This window comes from Saccharophagus degradans 2-40, assembly GCF_000013665.1.
GTDB lineage: Bacteria > Pseudomonadota > Gammaproteobacteria > Pseudomonadales > Cellvibrionaceae > Saccharophagus > Saccharophagus degradans.
On record NC_007912.1, the window covers coordinates 3582462 to 3603745 of the forward strand.

Consider the following 21284-nt stretch of genomic DNA (forward strand, 5'->3'; position numbering starts at 1 on the left):
AACTTGCGCTGTAGTTTTTATAGTTAGGCAGCAAGCTCGGCCAAATTACACTTGTGGGGTATGGCGGTCGTCCTTTATTCAACAAAGTGTGAAAGCGGGAGAAAAACGCTGTGCCTGAAACGGCAAAATTTACTGGCACACAGCTGTAAAGGCCGTCACACGGTGCACCGACTTCTAAACCAAGTATTTTCTCGCCTTGGTAACACGGATTATGGCAAAGCTAATTACGTAAATTTTAAGCTCCCACTTTCAACAACGGGCGCAAATGAAGCCTTTAGCAAAGCCCACGTTTGTTAAATTGGGCGCCAAGCAAGCAATCCACTTATAACCAGCAAAACTTTCGGCTTTCGCCTATGCTTATAGGTATGGGCGTTTAGCTCTCCCTTTTAGCAATAAGTGAGAATTGGCTGTAAATATTGAATAAGCTATTTAACAAACAATCCAAACTCGCACCTCAGCAAGCAACTCGCCTGCAACGCTTGTCTATGTCTGTTGCTTCCTACTTAGTCACCCTGAGTATTCTCTCGTTTTGCGCTTGGCTAGACCTGGTCGCCTGGCAAATACCTTTTCATTTTTTTGTCAGTTTGGTTGTTATTAATGCCGTATTCTTTTATCTAATATACCGCGGTTACAACTTGCGCTGTAAAGACCATAGTATGACAGCAGCGCAAATGATCGTATCTCTGGTCCCAACGCTTTATAGCGTCTATTTTCTAGATTTAGGGCAAGCACGCGCGTCTTTCCTTGTGGTAGCGATTGTGCCCCTGCTTTACGGCATGCTGGCACTTACAACCCGTACTTTTCTCCAAATTGGCATATTGTTTATAGCTTTATACATACTGATGATACTTCTCATTAATAAAAATAGGCCCGATTCAATCAATCCAACCATGGAGGTATTACAGGCTTTTGCCTTAATAGTTGTAGTCATTCAAATCACTATCATCGGCGGGTACATTAGCGGCCTAAGAAGTAAACTACGCAATCGCAACAAAGAACTAAATATTGCCTTAGTTAAAATTAGCGATATGGCAAACCGCGATGAATTAACTGGCATAGCCAATAGGCGTAAAATATTTGAAGTACTGGATACAGAAGTGAAGCGTAAGCGTGAGCCGAATACCGCTATCGGTATCTGCATACTAGACGTCGATCACTTTAAACGCATTAACGATACCTATGGACACCAAGCGGGCGACGAAGTACTAAAACGCATAGCAGAAGAAGTACCCAAATCACTACGCACAATGGATTGTTTTGGCCGATATGGCGGTGAAGAGTTTTTACTCATTCTACCTAGCACCTCTCTCGAAGGAACTGAAATTAAAGCAAACAGGGTAAGGGAAGAAGTTGCTAAGCTAGAGTTTAAAAACCTACCACCGGGTGAAAAAGTTACAATATCTATAGGTATTGCGGAGTATTTTCCTGAGGAAGAAATAGACGCCACTATTCAACGTGCCGATAAAGCGCTATATGAAGCTAAAGCCCATGGTCGCAACTGCTGCGTTGTGCACCCTTCTCCTTAAGTTAGCCTCTTACGTCAGCCAAACGGGTTTACTGCATCAAACCTTAAGCTGCAATTGCCACACAACAATAAAGCGCAGGCACTTTCGCGCCTGCGCCGCCATTGTTATATAGCTATAGCTATGCAGCCATGTTTTTTAGTGCACACTATTAATTGGAATACGTTTCACGTCTTCCGGTGGCACGTCTTTTTTGGCGATAACCAAATTTAATACACCATCTTTTAACTGGGCGGTTATATCGTCTGTGTTGGCATCACTAGGCAGCGAAAGAGTACGCTGAAAAGAACCATAGCGACGTTCCATACGATATACATGCTTCTCGTTTTGCTCAGCCTTTTCCTCTTTACTACCGCGAATAGTCAATACATCGTTACTTACATCTATCGATATATCCGATTCGCTCAGGCCGGGCACATCCAAACTAATATGGTAGTGAGTTTTATCGCCACTCACATCCACAGTGGGGCGGTAACCGCCAAGCAAACTATTAGCGCGGTTAGTAAGTAAATTCGCATCTGCGAAGCGCGCGCCCAACGACGGAAAACCGAATGAACTAAATACATCGTCAAACAGCTTATCCATTTGTTGATGCAATTGGATTAAACTATTCAATTGCGGCGCGCTTGTCTCGCTGTTTTCCGCACTGTGTATAGCTGGTGCTGCAGCGTGTTGTTTTGCCGCCTCTTCGTGTTTAAACCAATTCCAAGGGTTAAGAGTTTGTAAGTTCATAAACACTACCTCCATCGAATTTGACTGTTGGGAATCGAACATTAGAATTCGCACTTTATAATTCAAACATCGCTATTCGAACATAGGGGCCGCAGCAAGCCACGGCCCCCTTGCGGTTATGCAGCTTCACTATCGTTAGCTTCTGCTTGCTCCTCCTGCTTGTTTTCTATCGCTTTTTCACCACTATTTATGGGAATAGCGCGAGGTTTCATCGCCTCTGGCACCTCTTTAACCAAGCTAATAGTGAGTAAACCGTCGCTTAACGTAGCGTCAACAACCTCTACGTAATCCGCAAGATTAAAATTGCGCTCGAATGCACGATGCGCAATGCCCTGATGGAGATATCGGTGCTCTTTGTCGGTATTTTTCTTACCGCGAACAGTTAACACGCCTTTCTCTACATTAATATCGAGTTCACTTTCAGAAAAGCCCGCCACAGCAAGTTCTATTGCGTACCGGTTATCATCTAGCATTTCGATATTGTAAGGGGGGTACCCCGACGAAACAGCATCGGTAGTTGCAGCACTGTTTAATAATGACGCTAGCCTATCGAAGCCGATACTGCTGCGATAAAGAGGGGTAAGATCAATTGAGTTCATAATACATCCTCCGTTAGAAGCAATATAAAATAAAAACAACCAAACTGGTGCGCTCACCAAGGACACAACACCAGTACTTCTTATATATACCCTGTGGAGATATTTTCAACTCTGCTTATTAGACAATCTAAGCATAATAATTATTTTTGTTTATAGCTTTAGATTAAATAGTTTCATTCCTTGTGCTGTAGAAATAGCAGAACGCTAACAACCGATTAAAATCGTTAGCGCTAAATGTTATCGATGACTACCACCACATTAAGATTTCGCAACAAGCTAAGTCTTCACAATAACTAAAGTCACATACCCCACTTTCACGCCAAATTTGGTTAATACCGATTCATTAATAAGCGTGTTTTTATTTACCATATACATTCGGTCTTCTACTTTTACATTTATAGCGCTACCTTTGTATGGAACCGTTAGCACGTAATTTAAGAATAAAGCATTGCCGGCAACTTCGCCTACCCCCTCCCCAACGGTGTCATTCGCGGTTGCTACAAAGCCACCCGTGCTATCGGGCTGTAATTGCCATTGTCTGCGCTGTTGTTCGCCGTCATCAAACTCAAAGTATTCATCTAAATGCCCTATACCGGCATCATCCCAATGCGCCAATATTTTTGCATTAAAATAGCGAATGACTTTACCTTGCCTATTTTTAACTATGCCGTGAGCGTGCAGCTCGCCGTTAAAAAACTGGGGCAACACTAGGCGTGGCGAGTTGTTTTTATAAGTTTTCACATCTACACCACTGCACCCTGCTAACCCGGTAAAGAGTACTATCAACGCCGTACACGCCAGAGCACGTCGTAATTTTTTAGCTATTTCGTTCATTTGGCTCCACCTTGCTTACAGCCGGCAATTGAATAAAAACACCCTTACCTTTACGCGCTAGCCAGAAAAATAGATCAATCCCCCTGCAGTAAAAGAAATTCCGCCCCAAAAAAAAGCCCCGCTTTAAGGCGGGGCTTTAAAAATAGATAAAAATTAATTCGATTACTTGCTTACGCTATAGCCTTTACCTAGCTCAAGCTTTGTAAATGTTACGCGTGTGTAGTCACCGTTTTTCTTGTCGGTTTCCCAATCGCCGGTACCAGCGCAGGCTGGGTACCAAAAGCCAGGGTCATCTTTCACACTACACTGATCGTAAGCGCCGGCTTTAAAGTACAACCAATCGCCTAAATAACCTTTAGGATGATCTTTTTCATCCACCTTGCCGTAAGCATTTACATTGTTTGCTAGGTTAATGCTGTATTTAACTGTAGGTTTATTCGCCGCAGTAAAGGTTAAGTGCATGATGTCTTTGTACACGTTTATCTCATAGCTAAAAGATTCATCTAATGCTATGCCTTTGTCGCCTGGGTTTTCTGAATTATCCCAAGTGTTGCCCCATACTGGATAAGCAATATCGGTTCTATCTGGATTTGCTTTTTCTAGGTTGCGCTCGTATGTCCAAAAAACTGACCCCGTTTTATGATCGGGCCATTTTTTGTAATAGATTTTGATAGGCTCGTTACCCCAGCCATACCCCTCGCCTTTGGCGATTAGGTCTTTATCTTTGCCGGCGTGAATTTGCCCCACTACAACAGAGTATGCAGGAAACTTATCAGTATATTTGGCATTAAGGGCAACGTGGTTTACCGCTAAAGTAGCTTTTAAGTTGCCGCCTATATCGCCAAATGCTTTTGCCTGTGGGTGCGAAGCCAATGCAAAGTTATTGCCTGGCGACTTAGTTCCAATTCTAGTATTGGTGCCGCGAATCATTTGGCGCAATTCACTGCGTGAGTTTGACGAGCCGCTGGTAGTGGTGGCTTGGTTAGGAGTAGCAAATACCAATCCGCCCTCGCTATTTACATAGAAATAGTCTGAGTGCATATACTTTTGCAGCGCCTTGGTATCCACTTCGTCAACTTTGCCATCTTTGTTGTCGTCTAGCGGAACGGTAATTTTCCAATGGCTTAAATCGTATGCCATTGCGGGCAGTACAACATCGCCTGCTTGCATCTGCTTTTCTTGAACGGTATTCGAACAACCGATTACGCCCACAGCACCGGCCACAAGGCCTAAGCTTAAAAGGCTTTTATTCTTTATTTTAAACATAAGAACTCTCTACTATTAACCAAAACCCCAAATTGGTTTTATTTCAACCAATCCAATTTGAAGACCAATTTGCTTGTACGCTGAGAATAGCCGCAATTTAGGCTTTAAACAAGAAATCCCACTGGTTATGAGTAAAAACATCTAGAAACAGCCTTTTATATACCCTGAATTGGTTAACCAATTCAGGGTGGTCTGAATAAAGAGTATAGACGCTTGTGCAGAAAATTCTTGAGGGGGAGTGCGCACCCGAAAGGGTGCGCAAGGTTAAAGAAAGGAATTAAGAACCCGCTTGATCGCTGTCGGCTGTATCGTTTGCGCTCTCTTCAGATGGCTCAGCATTAGCAATAATCAGGTCACTGCTTTCGATGCCCGCTAAGCGATTAAACTCGTAGCTAGATAGCGTGAACACTTGCTTGCTACCAACCTCTTTCACGTAGTAGTTGTTTTCCTGCTTTAGGAACTGCAACGTGCGCTGAGCGTCCCCTTCTACCTCTAGGGTTACAAGGTTATCGCTAGCTGAAGGCTCCTCGAAATTTGGCGCCTGCTCTGCAATACCAGACACCTTGAAGTTTTCCATCGCGCGACTTAGCTCACTGGCTTTTTGCACATTGGCAGTCCAGGTTTCACTTTCATCTGGGCTCGCAATTAGCCAGTCGCTATTTTCTTTACGCAGCACGTAGCTTTCGCTCTTTACTCGCGTCACATTGTTTACTGCCAGTAGCGAGCGATCTAACCAATCATTTGGCTTTGCAGGAAAGTCATAGGCATTTAAATTTAACGCATAAACTTCATCGTGTTTTTCAACCCGTACATGCGATTGCTTAAAGCCTGGCGACGTACCTATGTAAAGAGTGGGCAGCTCTTTATTACCACTAAATAGTTGAATTTTTCGTTCGAACGATTCATCTGTAACATTAAATCGAGCATGGGCACTTTTGGATGTAGCAACTGGCCACCGCGTTTGTAACTGTGAAATTTGATTTAATACAGTGCTAAGTTTGGATTGCGCTGCGGGGTACGCCTGCTGCGCGTCTATATGCCACGAATCACTTTTTTTGATTAACGTAACACTCGCATCGGCAGTGGATACGATTATTTTATCTACCGAATCTTCACTCACTGCCAGTAATGGCTCGGCAGAAAAGTCACCATTTTGCGACTGATTTCCTAGTATTAACCCACCGGCAACAAGCAGTTGCACCGCGAGTAAACTAGCCAACCATTTATTTAGCTTTTTCATTGCAACCACCTTAGTTAGCTAAAAGCTTTACATATTGACGTTGTTTTACTTGGCGTGCTCGGCGAGCGCCAAAGGCGAGTAGCGCTAACGCGAAAGCGGCCAGGCCATAGTTAAAGTACTCCCAAAACATCTGTGTGCTTTGCTCCATTGCAGGGAGAGTGCGGTTAAAGTGGCCGCGCGAGCGAATACTTAATAAGCCTGCGTCTTCTAAAGACCACTCCACAGCATTTGCTGCAAACTGTAACGGGTTGAGGTACTCGGTACGCTGTGCATTGCTTACTAACTGTAAAACCTCATCGCGTAGAAAGTCGTTAGAACTTACAAGAATAATTCGTGCAGTTTCAGGCGAGCGTTCAATAACGCCGCTAAATTGAAACGCCTCTTCTGCTTCGCTAGCAGTATCTTCTTGTGACGCGTTTTCGGTTTCAGCTTCTGGCTTGCTCTCTAACAATGGCGAGTTTTTACCCGCGAAGTAGGAGTCGAAACGCCCTTCGCTTAGCACGCCCAAGGCGAAGCTATCGCGCTGGGTACTGGGTGTAAATCCACTTACGCCATTGGCGCTAACCTGCGGCACAACACTAAGCGATTGAGATACCCACGACTTGTTTGAACTGCGCAGCAATTCGGTTATCGTGCGTTCGTTTTGCTTTTCTTGGTTTACCACAATGGGGGAAGCCCAAGGTACTGTTAGTTGGGGTAACTCTGCGCTAATTAAATTATCGCCATTTAACCCTTCGCCGCGCACATCGACAAAATAGGGGTAATCCAACATGCGAATTTCTTGCAGCTGAAAGCCACCCACATTGCGACTAACAGGCACGGGGAACGCCGTATTTTGCGGGTCGAGTACTAGCTCATCATCTACGCTTAAACCATAGTGCGCTAACCAATCTTCTAAGCCGCTGGTATGCTTTTGCATAGCTAAACTGCGGTTAGATAAATTAGCCGAAAACGGTGAGGTTGCAGCGATAACCGTACCGCCTTTCATCAAGAACTGATCCACCGCAAACACTTGTTTCTCATTCAGCTCTTTTGGCGCGGCCAGCACTAGAATGTCCGCCTCACCCGAAACAGCGCCATCGGATAAGTCTTCGCTAATAACATTCAACTCGCTGCCTATAAATGCTTCTAAGCGCGAGAAACGAGCGCCACCTTGGCCGTAACCCATATAGGGTGATGCAGGGGCATTGCTAGGTGTAACCAGCGCAACCGTTTTGGTAAAACCTGTAGCGAAGCGTTTTATGCCTGCCTCTAAGTTTCGCTCGAAGCTTGCCTGGGTCATGTCATCAATGGGGATTTGCACAACCTGTTCGCCGTTGCTGAGCGTCATATAAAAATAAAAACGCTCGTTACTAAACAGGCTGGTAGCCATGGGCATAAAGCCGTAATCATCACCAATGCGTTTGGCTATTTCGGCGTTGCTATCTGGGTCGATAACATTCACTTTTAATCGCCCATCGGCCTGCGCTTTAGTGCTATCAAGTACGCTGGTTACTTGCTGTTTAAACTCCGCCAATTGAGACGGTAGTTTCTCGTCTGCAGAGAGGTAAGCGTTAAACATTAAATTGCTTTTTACGGTATCAAATAAATTACCGCCAGCTTGATAGCTGTGTAGCACCTTTTTAATTGCGCGGGTTAAATCGTGCTCTGGGTTACGCAATTGCACATTAATGTCAGATTCACTGCGCGCTTGTACTTCTATAAGGTCGCCAAAGCCGAGTACTTGATATTCGTCGCCGTACTGTACTAGCACATCAAAATAGGAACTCACAATGGATGATTGGTATCTATCTGCCACTTGGAATGGCACTGGCTGAATGCCAAATTTTTGATTAGCCTCTTTTTCTAACTCTGGCTCGGCCATCGGGTCTACAAATTCAATGCGAACTTTACCATTGCCCGCTACTTGGTATTCTTTTATTAAGTCGCGCATTTGCGGCACTAACGGCGCAAGTAGTGGGTGAGTTTTTGCACTGAAATAACCGCGAACCAAGAGCGGTTCTTGCAGTTGATTTAAATACCCCTTAGTGGATTCAGAGATGGAATATTGGTTGCCGTGGGTAACATCCATGCGCAATACATTTATTTGATTCAACCAAATATTTGCCCCTAGCGCATTTAAAGCAAGCAATGCGGTGGCGGCCACCCACTGCTTATGACGCGGTTTAACCCCATCGGTAGCCCAGCGTTCGCGCTCTAATACGTAGGTATTCAGAACTAAAAATACCGCAGCAATACTGATGTAGTAATACAAGTCTCGCATATCAATTACGCCGCGAGTAATAGACTCGAAGCGCGAGCCTGTACCCAATAAGCGCAACCATTCGCCAAACTGATTACCGGCAAAACTGGTAATACTGCTAGTGCCAACCAAATATAATAAACCGCTAAGCGCACAGGCACTTATTAAACTCACAATTTGGCTATCGGTACGGGCAGAGGCAAACAAGCCGATACTTAAATAAGCCGCACCAAGTAAAATAGCAGCTATGTAACCGGCGAATACAGGGCCCCAATCTAAATCGCCTATGTACGCTACGGTAATAGGCAGAGGTAATGTCAACACTAACGCAACGGCAAGTAAAAACATACAGCCTAGAAATTTACCTACAACAAAATGCCATAACGGCACGGCTTGAGTAAGTATGTATTCAAGGGTACCGCTGCGACGTTCGTCACTCCATAGTCGCATTGTTAAGGTTGCACACAAAAATACTAACAGTAGCGGCATCCATTCAAACAGTGGGCGCACATCGGAAATATTGCGCGCAAAAAACGACTCCCCCCAAAAGAATATAAACAATGTAATTGCGGCAAATGTTGCCAAAAACAAATAGGCAACGGGCGAGGCGAAAAACAACGCAACCTCTTTTTTGGCCACACGCATTATGGTGCCCTTTGGCAACATGTCTGAGTGCACGCTTGCATTATTATTAGGCTGCATGGCTTATACCTCCTAACGAACTCGTTTGATTAACTTCTTTAAATAGCGATTCTAGGTCACGTATTTCGGGTTTTAATTGAATGAGCTTGTGCTTTGCTTGCACAATGGTTTCGGCCACTAACGCGGCCACGCTATCTAGCTCGGCATTTTTTTCTATTTCTATGCAGTAAATGGCATTGCTGCTTTCGCTGGGTAATGCAGACACACTCGCTATCCCCGTAAGCTGGGTAAGCAACGTAGATTGATCGGAAGGCAACGACGTATGTAGCAGTAATGAGTTACTGCGTTTTAGATTTTCGAGTAATTCATCCACAGCCAGCTGCCCTGCACGCAACATAAGTACACGCGAACAGATAGCTTCTACCTCTTGCATAATATGGGTAGAAAGAATAACGGTTGCATCCTGCGCGATATCTTTAATAAGTTTGCGCATTAGCAAGGTTTGCTCGGGGTCTAAACCATTAGTTGGTTCATCTAGAATTAGCAACTTGGGCTTACCGAGAATGGCCTGCGCCACCCCCACCCGCTGCTTGTAACCGCGCGATAACGTCGCTATGGGAGCAAGTAATTTTTCAGATATATCGGTAGCTTGTATAACGCGTTTTATCTCCGCGTTTTTTATTTCACCCTCTAGCCCTTTTAAACCTGCAGCGTAGTTTAAGTAATCTGCCACGCTCATTTCGGGGTATACGGGTAGGCTTTCTGGTAGGTAACCAAGCCCCTGCTGCACAAGTTTCGCGTCGTCCTCTAGCGAAACATCATCTAAGCTTACCGAGCCATTAGAGGGCTCTAGGTAACCGCTTATCATTTTCATGATTGTTGTTTTACCTGCGCCGTTATGGCCGAGCAAACCAACAATCTCGCCAGTTTTAATAGTAAAGCTTACGTTATCTACCGCTTTGAAATCGCCATAGCGTCGAGTTAACTGGGTAACATCCAGCATACATCCCTCCTTTCGAGAAGAGTTATTGTTAGTATTTAAGTGCAAGCAGGTGCTGCAGCTTAATAGGAAGTAAAACGAGAACTAAATCGCAATTTAGAACGGGGGTGGTCGAGCAATAACCCTAGAAATGGGGGCTGATGCGTGAGTACGCATAGCAGAAGGTGTGTTCATCGAAAAATACATTGCTTTTGCCTCCAACGCTGCAGGGGAAAGTCCCATAACAAAGTGTTTTACGAAATGCGGAGGTTAAGATAGGGATTCTTTTAAAAAGTTCAAGGGGATTTTAAACGGGAGTTTTGAGACGCTAATCACTAGCAACTAGTGATTAGCGTTTAGCGCTTAATTAGTTACAAGACAACGGCTCTAAAGTAGCGTGCAGCTTTTGGTTGAACTCGCTCACACTTTCACCTTTAACCCAATCTCGTGGGCGAGTTTGGTTATCGGTAACTGCATCTACGCGCGCTAGCATATGGCATGCCACTTGAGTGCGCCCCAGCTCGTTCATGCGTACGGCGTAGTTCAGCGAACTCTGAATAGAATACACCGAAAACCAGCTAAACCACTTGCGTGGGTGCATAGGTGAAATATTGCCTGCGCGAACTTCCTGTAAAAAGAACGCAGCCAATTCCGGTAGTGTGAAGGCGGCTTTAGTTAATTCAAAGCCCACTAGCACGGGGTCGTGGTCGGAGTTGCGAGCAGCAACACTAGCGTCAAAATAGCTCGCGCTGCGGCCGTAATCCAAGTTGTAATCTATTGCATCGGCTTCGTCGGCGTTCACATTCCAAACCTGCGCAGCGGTGAGTTTTTCAAATAAACTATCGCTCACTAACAAGTAATCTAAGGTGCCTACTTGACCATCGAATACGTAGGAGTATGCATGCTCAGATTCCACATTATTAAAGCCTTCTGCCAACAGGTATTGAATGGGCTCCTCTGCAGCATAAGCGTTTAAGTCGCCCAATATTATTTGATCGCTGTCGACCAAGCCTGTGGGAGAAGTTTGCAACCAAGCAATCACCGCTTGCGCAGCCTCCAAACGGCGCTGATTCCAGAAGCCGGCGCCATCATTTTTATCGAAGTTAGCATCGCTGCTATCAGTTAAGCCCGAACTGCCTTTAGATTTAAAATGGTTAGCTACCACGGTAAAGCTTTCTTTACTTTCTAAATGAGTAAAGCTAACCGCCAGCGATACTCTATTGGTAGCCACACCGTTAAACAATGGGTTAGTGGCAAAATCGCGGCCGGCAAATAAAGGCAAGGTTTGCGCAACACTGTCTTCCAGCAGCGCAGGCACTGTACCCTCGGCCAATTGCACAACCGCAGGCTTATAGATCACCCCCACGGCAATGGCATCTGTGCCTACAAACGAAGAGCCTGGGAATGCATAGTCGTACAGAGTTTCACCCGCAACTGCGTTCACGCTATTCACTAGCATTTCAATTGCAGTGGAACCGTCGTTCACATTATCGAACTCATTTTCCAGCTCAACCAAACCCACAACATCGGCATCCATTGCTAAAATTGCCTGGGTTAATTTTGCTAGCTGACGATCGCGTTCTGCAATTGAATCTGCACCGCGCGGGTCGTGCCCTGCCATTGTAACCACACCGCTTTCATCGATAGTTGCGAAGAAATTAAGCACGTTAAAAGACGTGATTTTTAAATTGCCGTCAATACTAGGCGCGGCGGTTGGTCGAGGGTTACTTCGCTCAAAATGGTTGGTGCCATCGCTATGCGAACGCAGTCTCCAAGTCGCGCCAGATGAGGCATTACCGGCCCACTTGTAATCCAACACCCCAGTTAAATTATTTGCCGTATCACCCATTCTTGGTGCAGTTGCGGTTGTATATGGGGCGAAGCCATCTAATAAGTCTATGCTCTCGTTTTGGCTATTTAAACCGTCGTCATACACCATTGAGCGTGCACCTTGCTCTTGCAACCACACATCGTACAGAGTGGCATCTGGCGTATTTAGCTGGCTAAATTGCACTGGGCGCTCGCCCGCCGCCACACGAATTTCGTTAAAGCGGTCTAGCTGATACTGCTCGGTTATTTGCACAGTATCCACTAGCGTAACCAGCATACCTTCGTAGGCTTCTAAGTTGGGCTGATAGCGACCATCTTGATTGATTGTTACATTGCTATTGCCTAACAGCGACACCTGAGCAACATTGACTAAATCCAACTGTTGCTGGGCAAGTATTTCGATGGATTGCACATTCGTTAATTGGGTTTCACCGTAGTACTGCCCCACCGTAGCAACCACTTTTACTAGATCGCCCACATTTACATCAGCTAAAGACGTATTACCCTCGTAAACAAACACGCCCTCAGATGACAAGGCATTGCCGTCTTCGTCGCCAGCCTCTTCCTGTAAATAAAAGCCGCCAAGATTGCGCGCGGTATCGGCATCGTTATTTTGAAAGTCGCCAACAACTACCGCTTCAACGTGTACAACTGTGCCGTTCAACGGGCTTACATCCTGCTCGCCGAACTGGTTGGAAATATAAGTACTTGGGTTACCTTGTATAGAAGAGATAAATACGGTTTCAATGACTGGCGTTTCGCCGTCACCGTCGCCGCCCTCTCCTTCGCCACCGCCATTGCTGCCCGTAGCAAACTGCTGCATTGGCAAAGGCACTGCAGCAGTGGCATTAGTTGTTTCGCCATCCCATGCATTTGGAGTACTGAATATCCATTCAGCAGCATTAAATGCTGTAGATGGCTCACTACCTGTTACACGATAGGCCCAACCGTCTAAATAATCCCATTCGGTACCTGTTCCATCCTGTGTTTGCACACCAAAAACATCGTACAAGGCGCCGTGCTGAAACAATTCAATTGCATCATCACCGTTAATGCTCATAGCAGAGCTTGTGTAATGGGGGGCGAAGCCAAAAAACGCTTCAAATTGCACAGCTTCGCTGGCAACGTAGAGGTACTCACCAGCGCTTACGCTTACAGCGGGGAAGGTAAACTCCTCACCATCGGTACCGCCGCCGTTACTGGCGCTACCCAAACCGTACACACTTAAATCGGCTACATCGTCCGCTACATATAGCTCTACCCCTTTGGGTACGCCACCGGTAATCGGCCCATCGTATACAGCAGTAATTATTACGTTGGCTTGTGTTGCCAAAGGCGTGAGCCCCAGCAATAACGCCATTAATGTCTTTTTCATGCGTCCATAACCTCGAGTTGGCAAAAAGTAAATTCTCGCGCAATGGAAGCAAATTAACGTGACACACAAGTAACTGTTTTTTGGCGTTTTGGGGGCAGTTTTTTTACACAATTAATTTTGTGAAAAATGAGGGGAATAACGTTAACGAAGTTCAAACAAAATCGCCCAGCAACAAAGTGCTGGGCGATAATTAAGTATTTCAAAATAGGCAGATCAATTAACTACATTCAAATAACAAACAATTAATTAAACTGTTTACTCAATTAATTTGCGTAGTACTTGGTAGATATAGACTGCTGCAACACAGAACCTGGCTTGCTAAGTTTGCCACCGGGCACTGACGTTTTCTGGGCAGTTTGCAGGCTATCGAACCCATCGTCGATACTATCATCGTCCACGAATTCATCTTCGCAATAATCTTCGCTCTCCCATGTGTTAATAGTATTCACCGAAATAGCACCATTCGATGCAACCACAATATCGAACACTGCCCAGCACAACGAAGGCTCTCCTGCTGGTGGGGCATAAATGGTTTCGACCCCGTTTAAATTCAATTCCACACGAGCTGGCGATGCCGCTATGTCACTTAAGCCTGAATAGTGATGAACTGCATACCGGTAAGTACCTGGAACCGTAAACGAAGAGATACTTACTACTTCTGGACCAAAGCTCGATGTATCATCCACATCTAGGTATATGTAGCTGTCTCCCATTACTGCGTCTTTTTGGGAGTAATAAACGTGGAAATCATCTATTAAAGCGTCATCTGCAACACCGAAAAAGTGGCTATCTAAATCGTCAGGATCTTCACCCCAACTTAAGGTAATAGTAGAAGAAGCTACATCGACCACCAAACAATCGGCTTGAGCAATATCAGCATCCCCCACATCAATGGTCAATGTACGGCTTTGTACACCGTTAATTGCCGTTAAGAAGGCGGTGGAATTAATCTTCACAGGAACACTAAATAAACCCTGCTCATTACTTACTGCCGAGGCAGTACCAATATAATCGAAACCTCGGGTAGAAACCGCCGCGCCAACTACGGCGGCGCCATTGGCGTCTTCAACACAGCCTTGGATATAAACAGTTTCGTAAATACGGTCGGCATTCCACACAGTAAAATGGGACACTGTACCTTCGTAAACCCAAACACCTTCGCGCTCTACTAATACAGCTTCGCCATCTTCTACCCAAAAACCTGTAGCCTCATCGAAGAAATACAGCGGGATAGTCGCCGGAGGTGCAGAGTTAACTGCAGCCACGGGGATACGAATAGTCGCGGTTTGCCCTTCACCAAGATTCAACTCGTTACCAGCGGCATCGAAAAATTCAACGTTGATAGCGCCAAAGCTTTCAATCTGTGCCACTTCGCCAGAATCGGTAGAACGAGTTTGATATTCACCAGGCATTAATGCTGGGTCGCGGGTTGGGTCGATAATGGTGATCTCAGATGCAATTTCACCGCTGTATACATTGCCGTCGGCATCTACAAATGCGTTAGCAGCAACGGTTACAACATCTACGTTTTCCACATCCAAATCACCGCCGGTAGCGGCGCTAAAGTTAACCACGGCATTGATGGGTTGCAATCGTAATTCAGATTCAACTTCTACAGATTCCGCGGTTAAGTCGATTGAGCGCGATTGAGCGCTAAAACCTTGACCAGAAGCGCTCAATGTAACTCGGCCTTCCATTGGCGACACATATATTATTGCTTCGCCGTTATCATCTGTTTGTGCTGTTTGAGTAGTCACACCGTCTTCGGCTGTCCAGCCGGCCGTGACGTTTACATCGGCCAAGCTAACACCGGTAAAATAATTGCTTAACGTAACTTTTAGCACCGTTTTATTTGAGCAGGTAATTACCACATTGCTAATATCGGCAGCTACGGCATTAAATGTTGTATCGCTGGTAATGGCGCAATCTTGCTCTACGGGTATATTAGAAAGGCTTAACTCTACGTTTTCCCCCTCTTCAACGGTAGCAGGGAACTCAAAATTGCCATCTTCTGTGAGTTCTTTATTTGTGGATAACCCATTAAGCTGAACACTCCCATTCAAGCCTGTGACGCTACCGCTAACATCAAATACTTGAGGCTCGATAACTGGGTCTACGACAGGGTCTAAGTTAGGGTCTACTTTTGAATTGGAGCCCCCGCAAGCACCGAGGGTAAGTGCTGTTATTAATAGGGTGAGCCCGCTGATAGATTTGTTGAACATACTTTCTCCTACTCCATGATAAGCCCGCACATTTCCATATGCAGGTAACTTTTCCAATATAAGGCACTTCTTTTTGCCGAGCGCATTAAACCAAATTGTGCGCCTAAAGCAACACTGGTTAATAACGTCATTATTGAGATACGCATCACAATTACTGCAAACGCCGCAAAAAAGGTTCGCTCGCGAGATTCAATCTGTCGAGCTAGCGCACGTTTCACGCCAGTAAAATCTTACTGAAGCAAGCTTAACCCAATCTGAACAACGCAAAAGATACATTTACTAACCTATGGGCTAACACTATTTAGTAAGCGCGACCTATAACAAAAGCCATATTTTGCTGCACTGTTACATCGATATACTGCGATACATATGCACCAATATACCAATGCTTGCTAGGCGAATAGGTTAGGCGGGGCTGTAGGTAAAAGCCGGTATTTACTTTGATGGGTTCTTCATAGCAATTACGGCAGTTTATAATGCCGCGGCTAGAAAAAAGTTGATGTTCATACCCTGCGGTAAATGCGATTTGAACAGAAGATAACAAAGAGTAGTGATATCCACCTTCTACATATAAGTTTACGGCGCCCGCGGTGGAGCTAACAGAGTTACCCGAACCATTGGTGTTATTTACTTGTTGGGTGAACTTAGCGTTATCGTGATACAAAAACGCAGATACGCCACCCGCTAGCAACCAATGTTTTTGCTGCTTTTCGCTACCAAATCGCAGCGCTTGGGCCGTGGTATCTATGCCCTGATTCAATACTGTATCTGCTAATGTTATTTGCCCTATGGCAGCATAACCGCGATATTCGTCGTACGGAAAAGCATCCTTTACAGAAAAGGCGCAACCACTATAAATAAGAGCACAGCACGCAAACAGCCAAGCGCCTAATGTCTTTTGCCCTTTGACTAAACTGAACGGGTTGATAATCAAAACATATTCTCCGTGAACTGAGCGTACCTATTTTGCCTTTTTATTTGGCCTATATATTTGGTCTATTTATCTAGCCTGTTTAATCGGCCGATTTATTTAACGAGCTTTGACCAACTTACTGTGCCTACCTACACTTTGCCAGCCCTCTTCGACGAGTGGCTTCGCGGCATCCCCTCACCGCCTTACGCGGCCAACATACTAGCGCAATATGTTAAGCCGGCAGGGTAACTTGTTTACACTAAGGCAATAATGCAAACTAGCTTGTTTGTAATTGGCCAAAACGAGATAAAACGCCCTATGGCGCCATCCTTTTATCGTTCCTTTTATTACTATCATCATTGCTATCGTCGCTACCTTCGCTATCGTCTCCCAAGGCTCTTTGGCGCGGTAGCCGTATTTGCGCTCTTAATAGTAATGTTAATATGCTCTGCAAACAGCCGCGCAGATCAAGCGCTAGTAGCAGTGGCATCCAATTTTAATGCGCCCATGCAGCGTATAGTAGCCGAGTTTGAGGCTCAATCTTCACACCGTATAACACTTACCTTTGGCTCATCGGGCAAAATATATGCACAAATTCTGAACGGAGCCCCGTATGATGCTTTTTTCTCCGCCGATCAAGACCGCCCGCAACGCTTAGAAAGTGCTGGGCTAACAGTAGCCACTAGCAGATTTACCTACGCCACAGGCAGGCTGGCCCTTTGGGCAAACAACAGCACCGCACAGGTAAATAACGCTGAAATAATTAGAGCAGGAAACTACAACAAACTCGCCCTAGCCAACCCTACTCTAGCCCCTTACGGCCAAGCAGCACAACAAACCTTAACCCACTTGGGGCTTGCCCAACCTAGCCAATCTCACTGGGTGCTTGGTGAAAATATTGGCCAAGTTTACCAGTTTGTTAAAACCAATAATGCCGACGCAGGCTTTGTTGCGCTCGCACAAATAATGACGGCAGGGCACATTAAAGACGGCACCGCTTGGGTGGTACCCAGCCACTATCACCAGCCTATTCTGCAAGATGCCGTAGTTTTAACGCGCGGCAGCAATAACCCTGCTTTGTTAGCATTTATGGCATATGTTAAATCTGCCCAAGCCCAAGCGATACTGAACGACTTTGGCTACCTCACAGCAAACACGCAAAGTGCACCCGTCGCAAGCGTAAACAATACAAGCACAATTAAAGATGATATTGCCGCTATTTGGCTTACGTTAAAACTGGCGGCCACGGTTACAATTATATTGCTATTTATTAGCACACCCATTGCGTGGTGGCTTGCTCGCAGCAGGTCTTGGTTGCGTGGCCCGGTTAGCGCATTGGTTACCTTGCCGCTTATTTTACCACCCACGGTGTTGGGGTTTTATCTGTTAATCGCCATGGGGCCAAGCGGGCCTATTGGCCAACTTACCCAGCAACTTGGCATTGGGTTGTTGCCCTTTACGTTTTGGGGGTTGGTAATAGCCTCGGTATTTTATTCATTACCTTTTGTGGTGCAGCCCATTCAAAATGCCATTGTAAGTATGGGCGACGCGCCGCTAGAAGCCGCTGCCACATTGCGTGCAAGCCCGTGGGATACGTTTTGCAATGTGGTATTACCACAAGCCAAACCCGGTTTTTTTACCGCTGCCATTTTGGGTTTCGCGCACACTATTGGCGAATTTGGGGTAATTCTCATGATTGGCGGCAACATACCGGAAGAAACCCGCGTAGTATCTGTACAAATATACGATCACGTTGAGGCGCTTAACTACGGCCATGCCCACGCCCTTTCCGCAATAATGATTGCCTTCGCATTTAGCGTACTGCTTGCGCTAAATATTTTAAATAATAAAAAAGCCAATGCGCGTTTAAATATTGGAATTTAACCCATGACAGCATCAGGCCTATATTTAAACCTTAGCATTGGCAGCGCCGACGCCCCCATATTGCAAGTAGATACCACTATCGCTACCCGCGGCATCACCGCTATTTTTGGCCCTTCAGGCTCAGGGAAAACGACACTGCTGCGCTGTATAGCCGGCCTAACGCGTGCTACAAGTGGCAACATTCTATTTAATGGTGCAGTGTGGCAAGATCAAACCCAATTTTTAGCTCCGCATAAGCGACCAATAGGTTATGTGTTTCAAGATGCGAATTTATTTAGCCACTTAACTGCGCTAGGCAATTTGCAGTTTGCAATTAAACGCGCAAACAATGCCAGCGCGAATGAGCTTTTAGATAAAGTGGTGGCGCTACTGGGTTTGCAATCACTGCTTAACCGCTACCCAAACCAGTTATCTGGCGGCGAAAAACAACGGGTAGCCATTGCGCGTGCGCTGCTTATTTGCCCGCAACTTTTACTTATGGATGAACCGCTAGCCTCGCTAGACGAGCAACGTAAACAAGAAATACTACCCTACCTAGAAGCGCTCCACGAAGAATTCTCTACCCCAATACTTTATGTAAGCCACGCCATGAACGAAGTGGCGCGCTTAGCCGACAATATGCTGGTATTAAATAACGGCACGGTGGTGGCACACGGCAATTTAAACCAAGTGCTTACTGATACACAAAGCCCCACCGCGCAGGGCGAAGACACCTGCGTAGTGCTTAACGCAACAGTTGAAAGTAAAGATACTAAGTGGCAGCTTATTTGCGCACGTATTTCTAACGCACAACTTTGGATAAAAGCACCAGACCACGCAACAGCCATTAACCAAACATTGCGCGTGCGTATTCTTGCGCGAGATGTAAGCTTATCGCTAAGCGAACACAGCGACTCGACTATTCTAAATAAATTAGCCGCCACAGTTATTAGTATTAGCGACGATACCGATAGCGCTATGGCCCTAGTAAAACTCGCGGTAGGTAGCGATACCCTATTAGCGCGAATTACGCGTAAATCTGCCCATCACCTTGCCCTACAACCCAATATGCAACTGTGGGCGCAAGTTAAATCTGTTGCCATTGTGGGGTAGCCCACACACAGGCGCAGCCTTAGGCGCGAGTGAGCAACAATCTACCCAATAAACCTGTATAGTGGCTCTTATTAGCAGTGTAACGCTTTGTGGCAATATGAATGGGTTTAACAACCCTTCAGATACCCAAAGCCCCTATACTCCACTCGCCCTGCGACCTCTTAAGTTCCCGTTGGACTAAGCATCGCCCCCACATAGGTTGGCTTATGTCTAATTACCGTGTGCGCTACCAAACAATAGAGTTTGGTGATACCGATATTCATGTGCGCAGCCTGCGCGACAACCAAGAGTTTAGCGACGACTTTGGCATTGCCGAAAAACTTGGTATTTCGTCGTCTACTTGGTCTTTATTTGGCATTCTTTGGGATTCAGGCCTAGTGCTTGCCCACCATATGCATACAGCATCAACAGAAGGCAAACGCATATTAGAGTTAGGCTGTGGAATTGGCCTTGCAAGCTTGGTGTTAAATAGACGCAACCAAGATATAACCGCCACCGATTACCACCCAGAAGCCCATGCATTTTTAAACAAAAACACAGCGCTTAATAGCGATGCAGAAATTCCATTTTTACGCACAGGCTGGGCAGATGAAAAATCTGAACTTGGGCTGTTCGACATAATTATTGGCAGCGATATTTTGTACGATAACTACCACGCAGAGTTAGTATCGGAATTTATTGAGCAGCACGCAAAACCCCATTGCCAAGTGATTATTGTCGACCCCGGCAGAAAACAAACCGGCAGGTTTAGCAAAGAAATGGTTAAACGCGGCTACACGTTTGAAAGCCACAAACCAGAAAACTGTGAATATATTAACGGCGAATACAAAGGTAAAATTTGGTCGTTTACTCGCGTATAGCTTCGCAAAAGTTTGCACTTGTTTAAGGTTGAGGATTTTCTAGAACCGTCGATGTGGAAGTGTCTGCGGTAGGCGCTTGTGAGAAAAAAGCCATAGTATCTAACCACATGCGGTTATCATTTAATGGAGTTTTATCGGAGAGGTAGGGGTTTTCTAAGTGGAATACTTTTCTACTGTTAAAGTCGGTATTTTCTAGCGCGGCTTTTACCTCAGCATCGGCATAAAAGTATGCGTCGAATGAGCCATCATTTATGGCTTGATTCAAACCATACTCTAGCATTTTGGCCAACTCTGGGTTCTTGGGTGAAACAAATATATAGGCGGGCATGGGGTAAACCAACATGATCGATTTATCCACCACTATGCCACGCTCCTGCCAAAGCGTAGCTTCCTTCCACACCTCATGTGCAGCCCTAGGGAAGAGTTCGTACCTGCCCAGCGCAAGCATATCGAACATGTTGTTATAGCGCGTACCAGTAACAACATTAAACCCCGCGTGCTTTAATATTTTGGTGTCGGACCACTCATCCCCCTGCCCCAAGCTAAAAGCTTTTAATTGCGCAAGGGATTCAACTTTTTTTAAACGGTTAACCGCTTGCTGACTTGCCAAAAAAACACGATGGCCCATTAGCCCTTTATAAACCGGTACACGTATAGGAATAAGTTTCGATTCTAGCTCCTGCGTGGTGCCTGCCCACATTAGATCTAACTCGCCTTGTAGAAGCATATCTAACTGACGCAGTTGGGAACAATCCTTCGCTTGCCGGCTCTCTATCAACTGCTCATCACTATAAGATAGGGCTATAGAAATTAGCCCAACAATATATGGGTTAACTGGCGACGTACAGTGCCGCACCAGAGTGTGTGCTTTAGCTTGCGCAGTAAGCAGCAAACACACCACTAGCAGCAATATCCCCCAGCCAACACGTGTAATAGGCTGCAGAGTATTGGTTTTTGAACCTGAATAAATCGTCACATCAACCTTGCTTAAGTATGTACAACAAAAATAGTATCAATAACTACAGTGTAGATGACTTTTACAACCTATAGC

15 protein-coding genes and 1 pseudogene are annotated in these 21284 nt (G+C 45.6%); 5 read left to right on the top strand and 11 right to left on the bottom strand.

Going from position 1 to position 21284, the window contains the following annotated elements; translation table 11 throughout:
- Positions 1-416: 416 nt before the first annotated feature.
- Positions 417-1526, top strand: coding sequence for a GGDEF domain-containing protein (locus SDE_RS14835; protein ID WP_049762660.1), 1110 nt, complete (start codon positions 417-419; stop codon positions 1524-1526).
- A gap of 135 nt (positions 1527-1661) precedes the next feature.
- On the opposite strand, the gene SDE_RS14840 is transcribed toward SDE_RS14835, so the two are convergent.
- From SDE_RS14840 to SDE_RS14890, 10 genes are all read right to left on the bottom strand, one after another.
- Positions 1662-2255, bottom strand: coding sequence for an Hsp20/alpha crystallin family protein (locus tag SDE_RS14840; protein WP_011469309.1), 594 nt, complete (start codon positions 2253-2255; stop codon positions 1662-1664).
- Between the two features lie 116 nt (positions 2256-2371).
- On the bottom strand, positions 2372-2854 hold the full coding sequence (locus tag SDE_RS14845) for an Hsp20 family protein (RefSeq protein ID WP_011469310.1): 483 nt from the start codon (positions 2852-2854) through the stop codon (positions 2372-2374).
- Positions 2855-3130: 276 nt separating this feature from the next.
- Positions 3131-3688: a DUF3833 domain-containing protein gene (locus tag SDE_RS14850; protein ID WP_011469311.1), complete on the bottom strand. Its 558-nt coding sequence runs from the start codon at positions 3686-3688 to the stop codon at positions 3131-3133.
- A 162-nt stretch (positions 3689-3850) separates the two neighbouring features.
- On the bottom strand, positions 3851-4954 hold the full coding sequence (locus SDE_RS14855) for a polysaccharide lyase family 7 protein (RefSeq protein ID WP_011469312.1): 1104 nt from the start codon (positions 4952-4954) through the stop codon (positions 3851-3853).
- 277 nt (positions 4955-5231) lie between these two features.
- Positions 5232-6194 carry a DUF4340 domain-containing protein gene (locus tag SDE_RS14860; RefSeq protein ID WP_011469313.1) on the bottom strand — a complete coding sequence of 321 codons (963 nt, stop codon included), beginning with the start codon at positions 6192-6194 and terminating at the stop codon, positions 5232-5234.
- Between the two features lie 10 nt (positions 6195-6204).
- Positions 6205-9138 (bottom strand): Gldg family protein, encoded by a 2934-nt coding sequence (locus tag SDE_RS14865; protein ID WP_011469314.1) that lies wholly within the window; start codon positions 9136-9138, stop codon positions 6205-6207.
- Positions 9128-10081: an ABC transporter ATP-binding protein gene (locus tag SDE_RS14870; RefSeq protein WP_011469315.1), complete on the bottom strand. Its 954-nt coding sequence runs from the start codon at positions 10079-10081 to the stop codon at positions 9128-9130. Before SDE_RS14870 ends, SDE_RS14865 begins: the two co-directional genes overlap by 11 nt.
- A 343-nt stretch (positions 10082-10424) precedes the next feature.
- Positions 10425-13262 (bottom strand): ExeM/NucH family extracellular endonuclease, encoded by a 2838-nt coding sequence (locus SDE_RS14875; protein WP_011469316.1) that lies wholly within the window; start codon positions 13260-13262, stop codon positions 10425-10427.
- A gap of 263 nt (positions 13263-13525) precedes the next feature.
- Complete coding sequence (locus tag SDE_RS14880; protein WP_011469317.1) at positions 13526-15484, bottom strand: hypothetical protein; 1959 nt, start codon at positions 15482-15484, stop codon at positions 13526-13528.
- A gap of 301 nt (positions 15485-15785) precedes the next feature.
- Positions 15786-16418, bottom strand: coding sequence for a hypothetical protein (locus SDE_RS14890; protein WP_011469318.1), 633 nt, complete (start codon positions 16416-16418; stop codon positions 15786-15788).
- A gap of 414 nt (positions 16419-16832) precedes the next feature.
- On the opposite strand from SDE_RS14890, the pseudogene modA reads away from it, so the two are divergent.
- The 4 genes and pseudogenes from modA to SDE_RS14905 form a co-directional block, all read left to right on the top strand.
- Positions 16833-17528: pseudogene (modA, locus tag SDE_RS23105) on the top strand (molybdate ABC transporter substrate-binding protein); the annotation flags it as partial.
- 66 nt (positions 17529-17594) lie between these two features.
- Positions 17595-18281 carry a molybdate ABC transporter permease subunit gene (gene modB / locus SDE_RS22870; RefSeq protein WP_041325828.1) on the top strand — a complete coding sequence of 229 codons (687 nt, stop codon included), beginning with the start codon at positions 17595-17597 and terminating at the stop codon, positions 18279-18281.
- Between the two features lie 3 nt (positions 18282-18284).
- Positions 18285-19373 carry a molybdenum ABC transporter ATP-binding protein gene (modC, locus tag SDE_RS14900; RefSeq protein WP_011469320.1) on the top strand — a complete coding sequence of 363 codons (1089 nt, stop codon included), beginning with the start codon at positions 18285-18287 and terminating at the stop codon, positions 19371-19373.
- 206 nt (positions 19374-19579) lie between these two features.
- Positions 19580-20233 (top strand): class I SAM-dependent methyltransferase, encoded by a 654-nt coding sequence (locus SDE_RS14905; RefSeq protein ID WP_011469321.1) that lies wholly within the window; start codon positions 19580-19582, stop codon positions 20231-20233.
- A 22-nt stretch (positions 20234-20255) separates the two neighbouring features.
- Here the strand turns inward: SDE_RS14905 and SDE_RS14910 are convergent, their stop codons facing one another.
- A complete protein-coding gene (locus SDE_RS14910) occupies positions 20256-21209 on the bottom strand; it encodes a hypothetical protein (protein WP_049762661.1) in 954 nt (317 codons plus the stop codon).
- Between the last annotated feature and the right edge of the window lie 75 nt (positions 21210-21284).

Bases quoted from the DNA above. Each gene is read 5' to 3' on its own strand.
- SDE_RS14905 (WP_011469321.1), top strand. From the start codon at position 19,580: ATGTCTAATTACCGTGTGCGCTACCAAACAATAGAGTTTGGTGATACC.
- SDE_RS14875 (WP_011469316.1), bottom strand. From the start codon at position 13,262: ATGAAAAAGACATTAATGGCGTTATTGCTGGGGCTCACGCCTTTGGCA.
- SDE_RS14865 (WP_011469314.1), bottom strand. From the start codon at position 9,138: ATGCAGCCTAATAATAATGCAAGCGTGCACTCAGACATGTTGCCAAAG.
- SDE_RS14855 (WP_011469312.1), bottom strand. From the start codon at position 4,954: ATGTTTAAAATAAAGAATAAAAGCCTTTTAAGCTTAGGCCTTGTGGCC.
- SDE_RS14845 (WP_011469310.1), bottom strand. From the start codon at position 2,854: ATGAACTCAATTGATCTTACCCCTCTTTATCGCAGCAGTATCGGCTTC.
- SDE_RS14880 (WP_011469317.1), bottom strand. From the start codon at position 15,484: ATGTTCAACAAATCTATCAGCGGGCTCACCCTATTAATAACAGCACTT.
- SDE_RS14870 (WP_011469315.1), bottom strand. From the start codon at position 10,081: ATGCTGGATGTTACCCAGTTAACTCGACGCTATGGCGATTTCAAAGCG.
- SDE_RS14850 (WP_011469311.1), bottom strand. From the start codon at position 3,688: ATGAACGAAATAGCTAAAAAATTACGACGTGCTCTGGCGTGTACGGCG.
- modC (WP_011469320.1), top strand. From the start codon at position 18,285: ATGACAGCATCAGGCCTATATTTAAACCTTAGCATTGGCAGCGCCGAC.
- SDE_RS14840 (WP_011469309.1), bottom strand. From the start codon at position 2,255: ATGAACTTACAAACTCTTAACCCTTGGAATTGGTTTAAACACGAAGAG.
- SDE_RS14860 (WP_011469313.1), bottom strand. From the start codon at position 6,194: ATGAAAAAGCTAAATAAATGGTTGGCTAGTTTACTCGCGGTGCAACTG.